Source organism: Azospirillum formosense (assembly GCF_040500525.1).
GTDB classification, from domain to species: Bacteria; Pseudomonadota; Alphaproteobacteria; order Azospirillales; family Azospirillaceae; genus Azospirillum; species Azospirillum formosense_A.
On record NZ_CP159402.1, the window covers coordinates 495,136 to 510,885 of the forward strand.

At 69.7% G+C, this 15,750-nt stretch carries 16 protein-coding genes; 5 read left to right on the top strand and 11 right to left on the bottom strand.

Going from position 1 to position 15,750, the window contains the following annotated elements:
- Positions 1-157 precede the first annotated feature (157 nt).
- Positions 158-325 carry a hypothetical protein gene (locus ABVN73_RS02350; protein ID WP_353858764.1) on the top strand — a complete coding sequence of 56 codons (168 nt, stop codon included), beginning with the start codon at positions 158-160 and terminating at the stop codon, positions 323-325.
- A 115-nt stretch (positions 326-440) separates the two neighbouring features.
- Here the strand turns inward: ABVN73_RS02350 and ABVN73_RS02355 are convergent, their stop codons facing one another.
- From ABVN73_RS02355 to ABVN73_RS02395, 9 genes are all read right to left on the bottom strand, one after another.
- Positions 441-1,805 carry a pitrilysin family protein gene (locus tag ABVN73_RS02355; RefSeq protein WP_353858765.1) on the bottom strand — a complete coding sequence of 455 codons (1,365 nt, stop codon included), beginning with the start codon at positions 1,803-1,805 and terminating at the stop codon, positions 441-443.
- 1 nt (position 1,806) lies between these two features.
- Entirely contained in the window at positions 1,807-3,255 is a 1,449-nt protein-coding gene (locus tag ABVN73_RS02360) for a pitrilysin family protein (RefSeq protein ID WP_353858766.1), read from the bottom strand.
- Between the two features lie 140 nt (positions 3,256-3,395).
- Positions 3,396-4,010, bottom strand: coding sequence for a DUF3035 domain-containing protein (locus tag ABVN73_RS02365; protein ID WP_353859449.1), 615 nt, complete (start codon positions 4,008-4,010; stop codon positions 3,396-3,398).
- Positions 4,011-4,094: 84 nt separating this feature from the next.
- Positions 4,095-4,598 (bottom strand): signal peptidase II, encoded by a 504-nt coding sequence (lspA, locus tag ABVN73_RS02370; protein WP_014239673.1) that lies wholly within the window; start codon positions 4,596-4,598, stop codon positions 4,095-4,097.
- 127 nt (positions 4,599-4,725) lie between these two features.
- Positions 4,726-7,581, bottom strand: a complete 2,856-nt coding sequence (ileS, locus tag ABVN73_RS02375) for an isoleucine--tRNA ligase (protein ID WP_353858767.1) — start codon at positions 7,579-7,581, stop codon at positions 4,726-4,728.
- 208 nt (positions 7,582-7,789) lie between these two features.
- Positions 7,790-8,482 carry an orotate phosphoribosyltransferase gene (locus ABVN73_RS02380; RefSeq protein ID WP_094306173.1) on the bottom strand — a complete coding sequence of 231 codons (693 nt, stop codon included), beginning with the start codon at positions 8,480-8,482 and terminating at the stop codon, positions 7,790-7,792.
- 88 nt (positions 8,483-8,570) lie between these two features.
- Positions 8,571-8,747 carry a hypothetical protein gene (locus tag ABVN73_RS02385; protein ID WP_014239676.1) on the bottom strand — a complete coding sequence of 59 codons (177 nt, stop codon included), beginning with the start codon at positions 8,745-8,747 and terminating at the stop codon, positions 8,571-8,573.
- 6 nt (positions 8,748-8,753) lie between these two features.
- A complete protein-coding gene (locus ABVN73_RS02390) occupies positions 8,754-9,710 on the bottom strand; it encodes a bifunctional riboflavin kinase/FAD synthetase (protein WP_353858768.1) in 957 nt (318 codons plus the stop codon).
- A gap of 182 nt (positions 9,711-9,892) precedes the next feature.
- Positions 9,893-10,342, bottom strand: coding sequence for a MaoC family dehydratase (locus tag ABVN73_RS02395; RefSeq protein WP_119509160.1), 450 nt, complete (start codon positions 10,340-10,342; stop codon positions 9,893-9,895).
- A gap of 364 nt (positions 10,343-10,706) precedes the next feature.
- Here ABVN73_RS02395 and ABVN73_RS02400 point away from each other — a divergent pair, with 364 nt between their 5' ends.
- The gene (locus tag ABVN73_RS02400; protein WP_353858769.1) at positions 10,707-11,528 is read left to right on the top strand and encodes an SDR family NAD(P)-dependent oxidoreductase; all 822 of its coding nucleotides are present in this window, start codon (positions 10,707-10,709) and stop codon (positions 11,526-11,528) included.
- Here the strand turns inward: ABVN73_RS02400 and ABVN73_RS02405 are convergent.
- Positions 11,525-12,133, bottom strand: coding sequence for a septal ring lytic transglycosylase RlpA family protein (locus ABVN73_RS02405; RefSeq protein WP_353858770.1), 609 nt, complete (start codon positions 12,131-12,133; stop codon positions 11,525-11,527). The genes ABVN73_RS02400 and ABVN73_RS02405 overlap by 4 nt on opposite strands.
- Positions 12,134-12,272: 139 nt before the next feature.
- On the opposite strand from ABVN73_RS02405, the gene ABVN73_RS02410 reads away from it, so the two are divergent.
- The 3 genes from ABVN73_RS02410 to ABVN73_RS02420 all read left to right on the top strand — a co-directional run bounded on the left by ABVN73_RS02410 (position 12,273) and on the right by ABVN73_RS02420 (position 14,942).
- Entirely contained in the window at positions 12,273-13,211 is a 939-nt protein-coding gene (locus ABVN73_RS02410; protein ID WP_353858771.1) for an alpha/beta hydrolase, read from the top strand.
- A 149-nt stretch (positions 13,212-13,360) separates the two neighbouring features.
- Positions 13,361-14,374, top strand: a complete 1,014-nt coding sequence (locus tag ABVN73_RS02415) for a DUF6352 family protein (RefSeq protein WP_353858772.1) — start codon at positions 13,361-13,363, stop codon at positions 14,372-14,374.
- 133 nt (positions 14,375-14,507) lie between these two features.
- On the top strand, positions 14,508-14,942 hold the full coding sequence (locus ABVN73_RS02420) for a bacteriohemerythrin (RefSeq protein WP_353858773.1): 435 nt from the start codon (positions 14,508-14,510) through the stop codon (positions 14,940-14,942).
- 50 nt (positions 14,943-14,992) lie between these two features.
- On the opposite strand, the gene ABVN73_RS02425 is transcribed toward ABVN73_RS02420, so the two are convergent.
- On the bottom strand, positions 14,993-15,478 hold the full coding sequence (locus ABVN73_RS02425) for a PRC-barrel domain-containing protein (RefSeq protein ID WP_353858774.1): 486 nt from the start codon (positions 15,476-15,478) through the stop codon (positions 14,993-14,995).
- Between the last annotated feature and the right edge of the window lie 272 nt (positions 15,479-15,750).

Genomic DNA, 15,750 nt, shown 5'->3' on the forward strand with positions numbered 1-15,750 from the left:
TCGCGTGCGCGGAGCCTAGCACCGATCGGTGCGCGCCGGGTACGCGCCAAAGCGGCGCATCCAACGTGCACAAAGGTCTAGGTTGAGCGGACTATGCGGGGCGGTGGATGAAACCGGCAACCGCTCCCCTGTGTTCTTTTCGGGACAGGAGGTGACCATGAGCGATCCGAACAAACCCGAACGGAATCCGCCGGTTCCGGCCAAGGAGGAGCGCCGCGAGGACGAGCGGCCCGATCAGGTGGGGATCATCCCCGGCAAGGTGCCGGGCCGCCCCATCGACCCCGGCGATCCACGCTTTCCGGGGAGCCAGCCGGACTTGGCGTGAGCGGCGAGGTCGCGGCGGGGCCCCACCCAACCCTCCCGCGCTCTTGCAGGGGAGGGCTTTCCTCCTTCCCCTGCGAAGCGGGGAGAGGTCGGGAGGGGCACCGCTACGACGTTCCTCAGCTTCCCCCGTCGATCGTCCGCGTCGCGGTCACGCCTTCCGGACGGCCGACCAGCACGGTCAGCAGGCGGTTGGGGTCGAGCAGCCGCTTGGCCACGCGCTGCACGTCGGCCTGGGTGACGCCGTTGATGAAGGCGTCGCGGCGGTCGAGATAGTCGATGCCCAGCTTGTCGCGCTTGACCTGAAGCAGGATGCCCGCGATGGCCTGCGTGCTGCCGAGTTGCAGCGGGAAGCTGCCGGTGAGGTAGGTTTTGGCGTCGGCCAGCTCCTCGTCCGTCACGCCCTGCTCGGCCATGCGCTTCCATTCCTGGCGCATGATGTCCAGCGCCTGACCGGCCTTGGCGTTCACCGTGTTGCCGCCGGCCATCACCAGCGCCGAATGGTCCATCGGGATCAGGTAGCTGTAGACGCCGTAGCTGAGGCCGCGCTTTTCCCGCACCTCCTCCATCAGGCGGGAACCGAAGCCGCCGCCGCCCAGCACGTAGTTCATCACGGTCGCCGCGTACCAGTCGGGGTCGGAGCGCTTCAGCCCCGGCTGGCCCATCAGCATGACGGTCTGCGCGGTCGGGCGGGTGGCGACCAGCGTTTCCCCCAGCCCCTTCGGCTCGACGTCGGGGATGGTGGCGGAGTTGGAGGCGGTGGCCGGCAGGGCGCCGAACACATGGTCGAGCGCGCGGCCCAGATCCTCCGGCGTGATGTCGCCCGCGGCGGCCACGACCAGCCGGTCGCGTCCGAAGTTGCCTTTCACGAAGCCGCGCAGATCGTCCGGCGTGATGGCCGGCAGCGATTCCAGCGTGCCGCGGATCTCCTCGCCGTAAGGGTGGCCGGCAAAGGCGGTCGAATAGAACAGCCGCCGCGCCACGTAGTTGGGATCGGCCTGATCGCGGCGCAGGCTGGACAGGATCGCGGCGCGCATGCGCTCCACCGCCTCCGCGTCGAAGCGCGGCTCGGCCAGCGACAGGCGGGCAAGCTCAAACGCCTCGTCGCGGCGGTCGCTCAGCGTGCGCAGGCTGCCGCCGAAGGCGTCGCGCCCGGCGTCGTAGCCCAGCGCGATGGCGTTGTCCTGGAGCCGCGCCGCGAAGGCCTGGCTGTCATAGGGGCCGGCACCCTCGTCGAGCGTGCGGGCGGCGAGGTTGGCGAGCCCCTCCTTGCCCTTGGGGTCGGACGCGCCGGCCCCCTCGAAGGCCCATTCCAGGGCGATGACGGGAACCTTGTGGTCCTCGACCAGCCACGCCTCGATCCCGCCCGGGCTGACCACCCGCTTGATCTCGATGGCCCAGGCGGATGTGGCGGCGGGTGCGGTGACGGCGAAGACGAAAAGGAAAAGGCAGGCGCCGAAGACGCGCTTGGGGATGGCGATCATCTCAGCTTCCCTTGTCCTGGAGCGGCAGCAGCAGGCCGGTGACGTGGTTGGTCTGGCCCAGAACGGCGCGGGCGGCGGCGTTGACCTGATCGGCGGTGACCGCGTCGATGCGCACCGGCCAGTTCTCCACGTCGTCGATGGTCTGGCCGGTGGCGATGGCGGCGCCCAGCGTCTGGGCCGGGCCGGTCAGGCTGTCGCGGGCGTAGGCGGCTTCGGCCAGCATGCGCTTCTTGGCGGTGGCGACTTCCTCCTCCGTCACGCCCTTCTCCACGACCTTCCGGATCTCGGCCTCCAGCGCCGCTTCCAGCTTCTCCATGGTCACGCCGGGGGCCGGAGAGGCGCCCGCCGCCAGCGAGGTCCTGTCCCAGGCCGACGGGCTGTAGCCCAGCCAGGCCGAGGTGGCGATGCGCTGGTCCACGACGAGGCTGCGGTAGAGGCGGGAGGTCGGGCCCCCGCTCATGATCTCCGACAGCACCTGGAGCGGGTAGGCATACCCCTCCTTGTCGGTGCGGTAGGACGGGGCGAGCCAGTGGCGCCGGATCGACGGCTGGCGCACCTCGTCGTCGCGCAGGATGACCCGGCGGGCGGCGCTGATCGGCGGCTCCTGAACGCGGACGCGCTCGGGCACCGGGCGGGCGGGAATGCCGCCGTAATATTTCTCGGCGAGCGGCTTCAGCTCCTCGGCCGTCACGTCCCCGGACACCACCAGCACCGCGTTGTTGGGCGCGTACCAGCTCTTGTAGAAGGACTCCGCCTCCTCCCGCGTCAGGGCGGCCATCTCCTGCGGCCAGCCGATGATCGGGGTGCCGTAGGGGTGATGGACGTAGAGGGTGGCGTTGACCTGCTCGCCGATGCGGTCGGCGGGTTCGTTCTCGATGCGCTGGCGGCGCTCCTCGATGATGACGTCCCGCTCCGGATAGACGACCTGATCGGTGAGGCGGAGGTTCGACATGCGGTCGGCCTCCATCTTCATCACCAGCTCCAGCCGGTCGCGCGCCACATTCTGGAAATAGGCCGTGTAGTCCCAGGAGGTGAAGGCGTTGTCGCGCCCGCCGTTCTTGGCGACGATGCGGGAGAAGGCGCCGGGCGGAACCTCCTCCGTCCCCTTGAACATCAGATGTTCCAGGAAATGGGCGATGCCCGACACGCCGCGCGGCTCGTCCGCCGCGCCCACCTTGTACCAGACCATGTGGGTGACCACCGGCACGCGCTGGTTGGTCACCAGCACGACCTGCATGCCGTTGGACAGGGTGAAGGTCTCCGGGAAGAAGACGCCCTTCGCGGCGGCGCCGGAGGGCGTGGCGCCGGAGGGCGTGGCTGCCGGGGCGGCGGCGGCGGGCATGGCCGCGGGCATGGCGCCGGCCAGGGCGAAGGCCAGGACGCCCGCAGCGGCGAGCCGGCGCCAGGGCCGTTTCCAGGGTGGGGGAGCGGTGGGGCCGTTGGGGAGCATGGGCCTCTCGTTGGCAGCGGAGGGAACGGTGAATGCAAAAAGGGCGTCCCCGTCCGGGAACGCCCCCTAGATACTGGTGCGGCGAGCCGCCCGGAACAATGCCCTGGAATTGGGGTCCTGAATGGAGCCCTGGAGGCGGCTTAGAACAGCCCTTCCAGCGGCGCCCGGCGCTTGCGCTCGATGGTCGGGACGGTGCCGTCGTTCAGCGCCTTGCCGGTGGCCTGGGCCTCGCGCAGGCGCTGGTTCTCCTTCTTCGGGTCGACGATCTCGTAGGGCTGCTCCTGCGTCTGCCAGAACAGCAGGGAGTCGATCCAGCTCTTGTCGGCGACGACGAGCTGGGTCGTCTCCTGGTCGACCTTGTTGCGGATGCCCGGCTCGATGCCGCCCTTGGCGCCGGCCTGGGCGATCAGGGCCGACTCGCCGGCGGTGCCGGCGGTCGCCGTCCGGCCGCCCGTGGCGGTGGCGCGCGAGGAGCCGCCGAAGACCGAGGCGGCGGCCACCGCGGCCGACGTGGCGTCCTGCGGCCGCGCCGCGCCGGGGCGCGGCTCCGGCAGGCGGGTCAGGCTCGGCGGCATGGTCAGCGGCGCGCGGGACACGACCGTGAACTCGTCCGGGCTCGTGCGGTCGAGACCGATGGAGCGGCGGACGTCGGTGCATCCGGTGAGCGCCAGCGCGACGAGCGCCAAGCCCAGCAGCGGGCCCCGCCCCAGGGAACGGGTGGAGCGCCGCGCGATGGAGGAGGCGAAGGAAAGCATGGTCACGTTCGAGTCCCGTCGTCTAGTCGTCAGGCCGCTTGTCGTCGGGCCGCGTCCCTTATAGCGGCTCCGTCGCGTGAACTATTACGACTTTTCGCGGCCCGCGAACAGCCCATCCAGCACGAGAAGCGCCACGCCGACGCTGATTCCGCTGTCCGCCACGTTGAAGGCCCAGAAATGCCACCCCCCGATGTGGAAATCGAGGAAATCGGCGACGGCCCCGTAGAGGAAGCGGTCGATCACATTGCCGATGGCACCGCCGATGACCATGCCCAGCGCCAGCGCGAGGTAGCGCCGGTCGGCCTGGCGCAGCCAGAGCAGCAGCGCCACCACGATGGCGAAGGCCACCGCGGCCAGCACGTAGGGCATCCAGGCGTGGGAGCTGCCGAAGGTGCCGAAGCTGACCCCGGTGTTCCAGGCCAGCACGAGATTGAAGAACGGCGTGACCTCGATGACCCGTGGATAGGGCTGCATGACCACGTCGAGGATCCACCATTTGGTGAGCTGGTCGAGGACCACCACCAGCGCGGCGACGGACAGGCCGAAGACCGTGTAGCCGCGGCTGCCGGACGTGGAGAGGCTGCTCATGGAGTGCTCCGGAGAGTGGAAGGCGTTCGGGCCCCCTCCCTAACCCTCCCCCGCCTTCGGCGAGGGAGGGGATCACGCTCCCTCGCCCGCGAAGCGGGGGAGGGATGGGGAGGGGGCCTGCTGCAAATCAGAACGCCGGTTCCGCGTCCACGGCTTCGGCGCAACGGAGGCACAGCGTCGGGTGTGCGGCGTTCGTGCCGACCTCCGGAAGGATCTTCCAGCAGCGCTCGCACTTGCCCCCTTCGGCGAGGCCGGGCACCACCGCGATGCCGGCCACGTCGGGCAGGACGAAGGCTCCCTCGGGGGCCGTGCCCTCCGCCACGGTGATCTGCGAGGTGATGCAGATCTCGGCGAAGTCCACGCCGTCGAGCAGCGCCTTGGTCGCCGCGTCCACGAAGACGGTCGGGTTGGCCTGCAGGGACGAGCCGATCCTCTTGTTGGCCCGCTCCAGTTCCAGCGCGCCGGTGACGGTGCGGCGGACGGTGCGGATGGACTCCCACTTGGCGGCGAGATCGTCGTTGCGCCACTCCGCCGGGATGGCCGGGAAGACGCGCAGATGGACGCTCTCCTCGCTCCAGCCCTCGAGGCCGGTCAGACCCTCGGGCCGGGCCAGCCACGCCTCCTCCGCGGTGAAGCAGAGGATCGGGGCCAGCCACGCGGTCAGGGTGGAGAGCAGATGCTCCATCACCGTGCGGACCGCGCGGCGGCGGACCGAGCCCGGCGCGTCGCAGTAGAGGCTGTCCTTGCGGACGTCGAAGTAGAAGGCCGACAGCTCCACGGCGCAGAAATTGTGGATCGCCACCGACAGGTCGTGGAAGTCGTAGGCCTCGATCTTGGCGCGGACCAGCGCGTCCAGCTCCGACAGGCGGTGCAGGACCCAGCGCTCCAGCTCCGGCATCTCAGCCACGGCGATGCGCTCGGCCGGGGTGTAGTCGGCCAGCGCGCCGAGGATGTAGCGCAGCGTGTTGCGCAGGCGGCGGTAATGGTCGGCCTGGTACTTGATGATCTCCGGGCCGATGCGCTGGTCCTCGGTGTAGTCGGTGCTGACCACCCAGAGGCGCAGGATGTCGGCGCCGTACTTGTCGCAGACCTCCTGCGGGGCGACGACGTTGCCCAGCGACTTGGACATCTTGCGGCCCTGCTCGTCGAGCGTGAAGCCGTGCGTCAGCACCGCGTCGTAGGGCGCCCGGCCGCGCGTGCCGCAGCTTTCCAGCAGCGAGGAGTGGAACCAGCCGCGGTGCTGGTCGGAGCCTTCAAGGTACAGCGAGGCCGGCCACTTCAACTCCGGCCGCTGCTCCAGCACGAAGGCGTGGGTCGAGCCGGACTCGAACCACACGTCGACGATGTCCCTGACCTGCTCGTAATCGTCGGCGCGGTAGGCGTTGCCGAGGAAATCCTGCGCCGGGCGGGCGAACCACGCGTCGGAGCCTTCCTTCTCGAAGATGTCGGCGATGCGGGTGAACACGTCGGCATCGCGCAGGATCGCGCCGTTGTCCTTGCGGACGAACAGGGCGATCGGCACGCCCCAGGCGCGCTGGCGGCTGATGCACCAGTCCGGGCGCTGCTCGATCATCGCGCGGATGCGGTTCTCGCCCTGGGCCGGGAACCACGTCGTGTCGGAGATGGCCTGCAGCGCCGTCTTGCGCAGGTCGTTCGTCTCCATGGAGATGAACCACTGCGGCGTGGTGCGGAAGATCAGCGGGGCCTTCGACCGCCAGCTGTGCGGGTAGCTGTGCTTGATGCGGCCCTTGGCGAGCAGCGCCCCGACCTCCTGGAAGGCCTTCAGCACGGCGCCGTTGGCCTCGCCCGGCTTTCCCTCGGCGGTGTAGACGCGCAGGCCGGCGAACAGCGGGACGTGGTCGTAATAGCGCCCGTCCTCGCCGACCGTCTGCGGCACCTCGATGCCGTTGGCCTGGCCCAGGTGGAAGTCGTCCTCGCCGTGGCCCGGCGCGATGTGGACGAAGCCGGTGCCGGCGTCGGTGGTGACGAAGTCGCCGGCCAGCAGCGGCACCTTGAAATCGTAGCCGCTGCGGGTCAGCGGGTGGTGGCAGTAGCCGCCGGCCAGACGCGAGCCGGGGAAGCGGTGCAGCAGCCGCGCGTCCTTGATCTTGGTTTCCTTGAAGACGCTCTCGGCCAGCGCGGTGGCGACGACGAGACGCTCACCGACCGCGGCGAGGCTGCCCTCCTCGACCTCCAGCACCTTGTAGGTCGCGTATTCGATGTCCTCGCCGAAGGCGATGGCGCGGTTGCCCGGCAGGGTCCAGGGGGTGGTCGTCCAGATGACGATGTTGGCGTCGTCGACCTCCGGCGCCGGCGAGCCCCAGATGGCGAAGCGCGCGAAGACGGTGGTCGAGGTGTGGTCGTGATACTCGATCTCCGCCTCGGCCAGCGCGGTCTTCTCCACCACCGACCACATGACCGGCTTGGCGCCCTTGTAGAGGCCGCCGTTCATGGCGAACTTGTGGATCTCGCGGACGATCTGCGCCTCGGCGGGCAGCGTCATGGTCAGGTACGGGTCGGCCCAGTTGCCTTCCACGCCCAGGCGGCGGAACTCGCCGGCCTGGATGTCCACCCACTTCTGGGCGAACTGGCGGCACTCGGCGCGGAACTGGTTGAGCGGGACCTCGTCCTTGTCCTTGCCCTCGGCGCGGTACTTCTCCTCGATCTTCCACTCGATGGGCAGGCCGTGGCAGTCCCAGCCGGGGACGTAGTTGGAGTCATAGCCCTGCATCTGGCGCGAGCGGACGATGACGTCCTTCAGCACCTTGTTGACGGCGTGGCCGATGTGGATGTTGCCGTTGGCGTAGGGCGGGCCGTCGTGCAGGACGAACTTCTCGCGGCCCTTCGCCGTCTCGCGCAGCCGCTGGAAGAGGCCCATGTCCTCCCAGCGCTTCAGCAGCTCCGGCTCCTTGGTGGGCAGGCCGCCGCGCATGGGGAAGTCGGTGCGGGGCAGAAAGACGGTGGACTTGTAGTCGCGGGTCATCGGGGGATGTTTCCTGAACCTGGAGCAGAACCGTCGGGCGGCTGCGGTCAGGCCCCCGACGCACGCACAAACGAGGCGGTCCCGGCCCCCCTCAGGAGGCCGGGTTGGTAATTCGCGCCATGCGCGCCATGACCCACGCCGGATGCAGCATCGCGCGGGATATTAGCGGTGTGGGCGGTGCGGTCAAGGCGCGGCGCCTCCGGGTGCGTCAGTCGAAGCTGGCCTTGCCGCCGTGGGCGGCCGACCAGCCGACCGGGTCGTTCAGGAACTTCTCGACCTCCGACAGGGTGTTCTCGTCGAAGTACCGGTTCTCGCGGGCGACCTTCAGCACGTCCCACCAGGTGCACAGCTCGTGCAGGCGGACGCCGATGCGGTCCATGTTGGTCTTCGACTGCGGGAAGATGCCGTAATGGAAGATCACGAAGCTGTCGGTCACCGTGGCCCCGCCGTTGCGCAGCGCGGTGACGAAGTTCTCCTTGCTCTTGCCGTCGGTGGCGAGGTCCTCGACCAGGATGACCCGCTGCCCCTCGGTCAGCACGCCCTCGATCTGGGCGTTGCGCCCGAAGCCCTTCGGCTTCTTGCGGACATACTGCATGGGCAGTTCCAGCCGCTCGGCGATCCAGGCGGCGAAGGGGATGCCCGCCGTCTCGCCGCCGGCCACCGCGTCGATGCTCTCGTAGCCGATCTCGCGCTCGATGGTCTGGACGGCGAAGTCCATCAGAGCCTTGCGGGCGCGCGGGAAGGACACGATGCGCCGGCAGTCGGTGTAGACCGGGCTCGCCCAGCCGGAGGTGAAGATGAAGGGCGTCTCGGCGTTGAAATGCAGCGCCTTGATTTCCAGCAGGATCTTCGCGGCGGTGGCGGCAATCGTCGCCCGGTCGGGCAAAGCGGCGGTGGTCATGGCCTAACGGCTCCCAGGGAGGCTCAAACTGCCCCGTGTGTAGCCCCCCGGCGTGCGAATCGCAATGGGGCGGGCTCGCCCTGCGCCGTCACTTCCCCGGCAGGGCCAGCGCGATGCAGCGGGTCAGCACCGGGTTGCCGGTCATCTCGCGGTAGGCCTGGACGATGGCGGGCTCGGCGGCCTTGCATTGCTCCATCGTCTGGAACTCGATGGTGGTCGGGCCGCCCTGGTTCAGGATGAAGAGCAGGAGGATCACGCGGTCCATCGTCGCTCAGCCTTCCGACCGCGGTTCCCGGGCCAGCACGGCGCGGGCCGCGGCGGCGTCCTGGACGATCTGGTCCTTCAACTCGTTGAAGCTGCCGAACTTGCGCTCCGGCCGCAGGAACTCGATGAGCTGCACGCGCAGATGCTGGCCGTAGAGGTCGCCGTCGAAGTCGAGGATGTGGGTCTCCAGCCGCTCCACCGTTCCGCCCACGGTCGGGCGGCGGCCCAGGTTGGCGACGCCGTCGCGCCACACCGTGCCCGCCCCCTGGTCCACGCCGGTGCGCACCGCGTAGACGCCGAAGGCGGGGCGCAGATAGTCGGCCAGCTCGACGTTGGCGGTGGGGAAGCCGATGGTGCGGCCCTTGTGGTCGCCATGCTCCACGCGCCCCTCGATCTCCCAGGGGGAGCCGAGCAGCCGGGCGGCCTCGCGCGGGTTGCCGGCGACCAGCGCGTCGCGCACGCGGGTGGAGGAATAGACGCCGTCCGCGTCGTCGGCCACCGGCCCGACCTCGGTCACGCCGAAGCCGTGCGCCGCGCCGGCCTGCCGGAGCAGGGCGGGGTCGCCGCCGCGGCCATGGCCGAACAGGAAGTCGTAGCCGCAGACGACGTGCCGCACGCCCAGCCCGGCCACCAGATCCTCCTGGATGAAGGCGTCGGCGGTCTTGTGCAGGAAGCTCTCGTCGAAATGGCAGACGAACAGCAGGTCGACGCCCAGCGCCTCGATGTGGCGCGCCTTGACGCGGAAGGGCGACAGGCGGAAGGGGGCGTCGTCCGGGCGGAAGACCGAGCGGGGGTGCGGCTCGAAGGTCATCACCGCCGAGGGCGCGCCGAGATCGCGGGCGATCCGCTGGGCGGTGGCGATCACCGCCTGATGGCCGCGGTGCACCCCGTCGAAGTTGCCCAGGGCGACGACGGCCCCACGGGCGTCCTGCGGCAGGTCGGCGGTGTGTCGGAACAATCGCATGCGTCACGCCCTGATGGTCTGCGGGCCGCGGACGGCCCCCGGAAACGATGGCGGCCCGCCGGGGCGGGCCATGCCATGGGCGTCTTATATAGACCGGAGCCGGCGCGTGGTCTACGCACCGGCGACCGGCAGGTCATTTCGCGTGTTGTACGGCGTGGCCCCCGATGGTCCGGCGGGGGCGGTCAGCCGCGCGACGGGACCATCAGCAGGGCTTCGCCCTCGATCACCACGGTCTCGCCGACGGTGCAGACCGTGCGGACGACGACGCGGCGCTTCTCCGGGATCACCTCGGTGACGGTGGCGCGGGCGGTCACCGTGTCGCCGGCGCGGACCGGCGCCTTGAAGCGCACGGTCTGGCTCATGTAGATGGCGCCCGGACCCGGCAGCTTGGTGCCGAGAACGGCGGAGATGAAGCTGACGCTCAGCATGCCGTGGGCGATGCGGCCCTGGAACATGGTGCCGCTGGCGTATTCCTGGTTCAGGTGGACCGGGTTGGTGTCGCCGGAGATGCCGGCGAACAGCACGATGTCCGCCTCGGTAACCGTCTTCGCGAAGGACGCCGTCATGCCGACGGTCAAATCCTCGATGCAGTGGCCCTCGTTGTCCTTCAGGACTTGGCGAACATCATCCATACCGCGGTTCCTTTTCATCAAGCACCGGCAGGGCGGTGCGGCAACACGTATGGTGCAATGCGATATATGCACTGCAACCACGTGATGGCAACACGACTCGCCTGAAAAAGTGAAAAAACCGCTAACCTCTTTCGAAAGAGGAGGCAGTCGAGGCGTCCTGCCTATTTCCCACCTATTTCCTGGGCCTCGGCGTTTTCAGTTCCGTGACAGTAAAAGTGCGGGGTGGGGCCAGTTAATATGTGTACCGACAATTCGCCCTGCTGCAGCGCGGAATGCGGAGCGACTCGGGGGCGGACGGCTTGACTTCGCGCCGCCGCGGCCAACCGTCACCTCTCATCCCCCGAACCGCGATGGAATCCGACCCATGCCCCACCGCTTCGCGCTGGTCACCGGCGGCACCTCCGGCATCGGCGCCGGCTTCGCCCGCGCCCTGTCCGCCGACACCGGCCTCCTGCTGGCCGCCCGCAACGCCGAGGCCCTCAACACCGCCAAGACGGAGCTGGAGGCCGCCGGGCGCCGGGTGGAGGTGCTGGCCACCGACCTGACCACCGACGCGGGGCGGGACGCCCTGATCCAGAAGGCGGAGACGCTGGAGATCGACCTGCTCATCAACAACGCCGGGTCGGGCGCCTTCGGGCCGGTGCTCGACAACCCTCCGGAGGCGGAGCGGGCGACGGTGGAGCTGAACGTGGTGGCGACCACGGTGCTGACCCGCGCGCTGCTGCCCGGCATGATCGAGCGGGCGGCGCGCGACGGGCGCAGGGCGGGGCTGATCCTGCTGTCGAGCACGGCGGCCTTCCAGCCGATCCCGTTCCTCGGCACCTACTGCGCCAGCAAGAGCTTCGTGCTGGCCTATGGCGAGGCGCTGGCGACGGAGCTGAAGCGCAAGCCGGTGGATGTGCTGGTGCTGTGCCCCGGCGCCACCCGCACCAGCTTCGGCAAGCGCGCCGGCTTCGCGCTGAACGCGCTGCCGGGGGCCGCCGACCCGCTGGACGTGGCGCGGGAGGGGTTGCAGGCGCTGGGGCGCCGCACGGTGCATGTGCACGGCTTCGGCACCCGCAACATGCTGCGCCCCTTCCTGTGGTCGCGCCATGCGGCCTCGGACGGGCTGGGCGCGCTGCTGGCCGCTTTCGACCGGGGGCAGCGCGCCGGCCGGTCCGCCCGTCCGCCGCGTGGCGGGGCTTAGCGGTCGGACCCCGAGCCGCTCTGCCGGTCGGCGCCGGACGATCCCGACAGGGCGGCGCCCTTGCCCTTCTTCTCGGACGCAGGCTGCTCGGCGACCTGGGTCTTGTCCGCCTTTTCGGCCTTGGCCTCGACCTTCTCCCTAACGGCCTCGGTCGGCTGTTCGGACGGCTTGGCCTCGACGCGCACCGGGGCCACGCCGTCCTCGATCATGTCGAGCTTCTTGGCGGCCTGCTTCGACAGGTCGATGACCCGCCCGTCCACATAGGGGCCGCGGTCGTTGACGATGACGTCGACGCTCTTGCCGTTGTCCTGGTTGGTCACGGTGACCTTGCTGCCCAGTGGCAGCTCGCGCGAGGCGGCGGTCGGCTTGTTCTGGTCGAAACGCTCGCCGCTGGCCGTCTTCTTCCCATGGAACGAGCCGCCGTAGAAGGACGCCTCGCCCTCATGGACGATCACCGGCTCGCCCTCGTCCGTGCGTTCCACGGCGATCGGCGGCACCGACGCGTCCTTCGGGCTTTGCGATTTGGATGAGGGCTGGGCCTGGGTGGCCATGGGGGACAGGGTCAGGGACAGGGCGCAGAGCGCCATGGACAGTTTACGCGCCATGTGCATTCGAATGTACCTCCCATTGGACCTCGACAACACCCGAGGGAGGATCGGGGTTCCGCCGGATGGCCGTCGGACGCTGGACCCACGCCGTGCGTTGATGCTTCAATCGTCCCGTCAAAGCAGGGAGCGCGCAGGAATGGCCGTGAGCGTGGCGGGTCTGGGCGTGGAGCCACGGTTCGGCTGGGTGACGATGGCGGACGGGACCCGGCTGCGCACCGCCCATTGGGCGGCCGCCGCCCCGCCGCGCGGCACCGCGCTGCTGCTGACCGGCCGGGCGGAGTTCATCGAGAAATACGCCGAGACGGCGGGGGAGATGCTCGCCCGCGGCTTCGAGGTCTTCGCCTTCGACTGGCGCAACCAGGGCCTGTCCGACCGGCCCCTGCCCAACCGCCAGATCCATCATCTGGACAGCTTCGACACGCTGGCCGGCGACCTGCAGGAGGTGGTGGATCGGCTGGTGAGGCCACGGCAGCGGGGCCGCCTGCTGCTGGTCGCCCACAGCATGGGCGGGCTGGTCGCCCTGATGGCCCTGCTGCGCAATCCGGCCCTGTGCGACGCCGCGGTGTTGACGGCGCCGATGTTCGACATCTTCACCGGCCCGGTGCCGCGCCGCATGGCGGTCTGGCTGGCCGAGCGCCTTTGCGCCCGCGGGCGGGCCGCCGAATACGCCTTCGGCCAGCACGACTACGACCCGGTGGAGGGGCTGTTCACCCCGGTCAACCCGATCACCTCCGACCCCCGCCGCTACGCCACCTACCACGACGCCTTCCGCGACCGGCCCGAACTGCGGGTGGGCGGGGTCAGCTTCGGCTGGGTGCGGGCGGCCCTGCGCGCCTCCGACCACATCCGCTTCACAGCACCACTGGAGCGGGTGACGACGCCCATCCTGCTGCTGAGCGCGCCCGCCGACGCCATCGTCCGCTCGGAGGCGCACCGGCTGGCCGCCGCCCGGCTGGGCAACGCCGTGCTGAAGGAGCATCCCGACGCCAAGCACGAGCTGCTGATGGAGCGCGACGACATCCGCGACCGGGTGTGGGCGGACATCGACGCCTTCCTCGCCTCCCTGCATTTGTAAGCTGGGCATTTGTAAGCCGGGCATCTGTAAGCGGGGCATCTGCGGGCCGGGCTGTGCTAGGTCCTTGGCGTCGGCGCCCGCGCGCCCACATGAGGGACGATTTGCGCCCGCTTCCACACCCGTTTTTTTCGCTCAAGGGTCCGCCTTCCATGTCCGATTTCTGGAAAGAGTCCGGTTTCCATCTGCTGACGCGCGACGCCGACGGCTGGCTGGCGGTCACGCCGGACTTCCTGCGCGCCTATCTGATGCGGCCGGAGATGCGCCCGCCCGAGGACGCCTGCGAGACCGAGCACACGCTGTTCGCCGGCCTGCTCGACGATCCCGCCCGCCCCGTGCCGCCGGGCATGGTGGAGGCGCTGGCCGACGCGGACGCGCGGGAGAACTGGGCGGTCTGGCTGGGCTTCCGTGACCGGCTGCTCGCCGCCGGCACGGTCGAGGGCTGCTACCTCCGCCTGTTCCGCGAGGGCGCGCGGGGCGTGCCGGGGCTGTTCATCGACCAGATGGCCCACGTGATCCTGCGTAATCTTTTGGACGGCACGCCGTCGGGCCTGCGGGCGCGGGCGGGCGAGCTGTTCTTCCGGCCCCAGACGGTGTCGGTGGACGACGGGCGCGTCCGGCTGGCCGACAGCGAGACGGTGGAGATGCTGGCCGCGACCGGCGGCTTCGGCAGCCTGGGCCGGCTGGTGGTGGAGGCCGGCACCGCCCCGCGCTCCGTCGATCTCGACATCCTCGACGAGACCAACCACTCCCGCTACTGGGAGCGCGACTCGCGGCACGACACCGTGCTGGACGTGACCTTCGCCGCAGCCGGTCTCGACGCGCTGTGCCGCGTCCTGGAAGGGTGGGTGAAGCATTTCCTGGGGGTGGCGGTGTCGATCCATCCCGTGCAGCGGATCAGCGACGAGCGCTGGGTCTGGCATGTCGGGCTGGATGGGGAGGCCACGGCGATCCTCAACGACCTCTACAACGGGGCCGAGGTGGGGGAGGAGCGGCTGGCCCGTATCCTGTCGTTGTTCCGGCTGGAGTTCGCCGACCCGGCGGCCATGCGCGCCGACATCGCCGGGCGGCCGGTCTATCTGGCCCTGGCGATGACCGCCGACCGCAAGCTGCGCCTGAAGCCGCAGAACCTGCTGGTCAACCTGCCGCTGGCGCAGATGAACTGACCGGTCGTCCTATAGCCATACTGTCAGTGTGACTATCTGTCGCCCCGGCTGCGGGTGGTCGGCGTCTTACAAGGATGTTTCCTGAAGGGGGAAACGTCATGCAATCAAACGCAACGCAACGCAGCCGAAGACGATGAAGCCGAACCTTGCCGACCCGCGCTGGGAAACGATGGCGTGGCAGGACGGCTTCGGAGTCGGGAACGCGGTGATCGACGCCGACCACAGGCGCCTGTTCGAGCTGTTCAACGAGTTCGTCACCGCGGTGAACGAGTCCCGCGCCGACAGTGAGATCCAGGACGTGCTGGGGGAATTGCTCGCCTACACCGACACCCATTTCGACCGGGAGGAGACGCTGATGCGCGAGCATGGCTATCCCGACTTTGCGGCGCACAAGGCGCTGCATGACAGCTTCGTCCGCCAGTTGCACGATGTGAACAGCGCGCTGGACGCGGGTGGGGAGAAGGGCGCCTTCGTTCTGGGCTTCCTGGCCAAATGGCTGTCGGGCCACATCCTGGGCGTGGACACCAAGCTGGGCGCCTACCTGCGCGAGCGCGGGGTGGAGGCGTAAAGGGCACCGCCCCTCTCCCGTGGCGGGAGAGGGGCGGTGACATCGGACGGTTACTGCTTGTTCGACTCGCCGCTGCCCTTCGGGCCACGGTTCAGCGAGGTCATGCTGTCGCTGTACTGGAATTCCGGCATGTCGCGCACGCTCGCCTGGGTGACGTCGCGCAACGTGATCGGGCCGTTGCCCGGCAGCACGTCGGCCAGCGCGATGTCCGCCGCGATCTCCTTGCCGCCGATGCCGAGGAAGCCGCCGCTCTGGATCACCAGAAGCTGCGCGTTGCCGTCCGGGCCGAGAATGACGTCGGTCACCTTGCCGACCTTCTCGCCGTCCGCGCCGATCACCGTGCGGCTCATCAGATGCTCGACGCTGGCCCCGCCGGTTGGGCCGGCCGGCCGGGCGCTCTGTCCCTGATCCATGATGACCGAGTTCGGGGCCTGCGAGGTCGGGGCCTGGGCGGTGCCGCCGGTGCCGGTCTGGGCCGCGGCTGCGCCGGTCATCAGCGCCAGGGCGGACAGGGTCGCGATCACCGTCTTGTGCATGGAAGGTCTCCTCGTTGCACGAAACCGCCCCTTCCAACCGGAGGGAGCGGGAAAGGTCACGCGCGGTCCCCTGTGACATCATGTGGGACATCCTGGGGCGACTCGGGGCGCGAGGCCGGAGGCTTGGCGCCCGGCGGGTCCAGGGGGCAAAAGTGGGTCGGCGGGCGGGGGATCGGGAGAAGGGCGTACCGCCGATTCGCCTCCCGGAAATCCTGCGGTCGGGCGGCCCCGGCAACCCCGTGAAAGTGACGGATTCCTTACGGAATCCGGGC

Excerpts from the sequence above, each read along its gene's own strand:
- ileS (WP_353858767.1), bottom strand. The coding sequence starts at position 7,581 with ATGACCCGCGACTACAAGTCCACCGTCTTTCTGCCCCGCACCGACTTC.
- ABVN73_RS02405 (WP_353858770.1), bottom strand. The coding sequence starts at position 12,133 with ATGGCGCGTAAACTGTCCATGGCGCTCTGCGCCCTGTCCCTGACCCTG.
- ABVN73_RS02425 (WP_353858774.1), bottom strand. The coding sequence starts at position 15,478 with ATGCACAAGACGGTGATCGCGACCCTGTCCGCCCTGGCGCTGATGACC.
- ABVN73_RS02415 (WP_353858772.1), top strand. The coding sequence starts at position 13,361 with ATGTCCGATTTCTGGAAAGAGTCCGGTTTCCATCTGCTGACGCGCGAC.
- ABVN73_RS02390 (WP_353858768.1), bottom strand. The coding sequence starts at position 9,710 with ATGCGATTGTTCCGACACACCGCCGACCTGCCGCAGGACGCCCGTGGG.
- ABVN73_RS02350 (WP_353858764.1), top strand. The coding sequence starts at position 158 with ATGAGCGATCCGAACAAACCCGAACGGAATCCGCCGGTTCCGGCCAAG.
- ABVN73_RS02385 (WP_014239676.1), bottom strand. The coding sequence starts at position 8,747 with ATGGACCGCGTGATCCTCCTGCTCTTCATCCTGAACCAGGGCGGCCCG.
- ABVN73_RS02420 (WP_353858773.1), top strand. The coding sequence starts at position 14,508 with ATGAAGCCGAACCTTGCCGACCCGCGCTGGGAAACGATGGCGTGGCAG.
- lspA (WP_014239673.1), bottom strand. The coding sequence starts at position 4,598 with ATGAGCAGCCTCTCCACGTCCGGCAGCCGCGGCTACACGGTCTTCGGC.
- ABVN73_RS02365 (WP_353859449.1), bottom strand. The coding sequence starts at position 4,010 with ATGCTTTCCTTCGCCTCCTCCATCGCGCGGCGCTCCACCCGTTCCCTG.
- ABVN73_RS02380 (WP_094306173.1), bottom strand. The coding sequence starts at position 8,482 with ATGACCACCGCCGCTTTGCCCGACCGGGCGACGATTGCCGCCACCGCC.
- ABVN73_RS02395 (WP_119509160.1), bottom strand. The coding sequence starts at position 10,342 with ATGGATGATGTTCGCCAAGTCCTGAAGGACAACGAGGGCCACTGCATC.
- ABVN73_RS02400 (WP_353858769.1), top strand. The coding sequence starts at position 10,707 with ATGCCCCACCGCTTCGCGCTGGTCACCGGCGGCACCTCCGGCATCGGC.
- ABVN73_RS02410 (WP_353858771.1), top strand. The coding sequence starts at position 12,273 with ATGGCCGTGAGCGTGGCGGGTCTGGGCGTGGAGCCACGGTTCGGCTGG.
- ABVN73_RS02360 (WP_353858766.1), bottom strand. The coding sequence starts at position 3,255 with ATGCTCCCCAACGGCCCCACCGCTCCCCCACCCTGGAAACGGCCCTGG.
- ABVN73_RS02355 (WP_353858765.1), bottom strand. The coding sequence starts at position 1,805 with ATGATCGCCATCCCCAAGCGCGTCTTCGGCGCCTGCCTTTTCCTTTTC.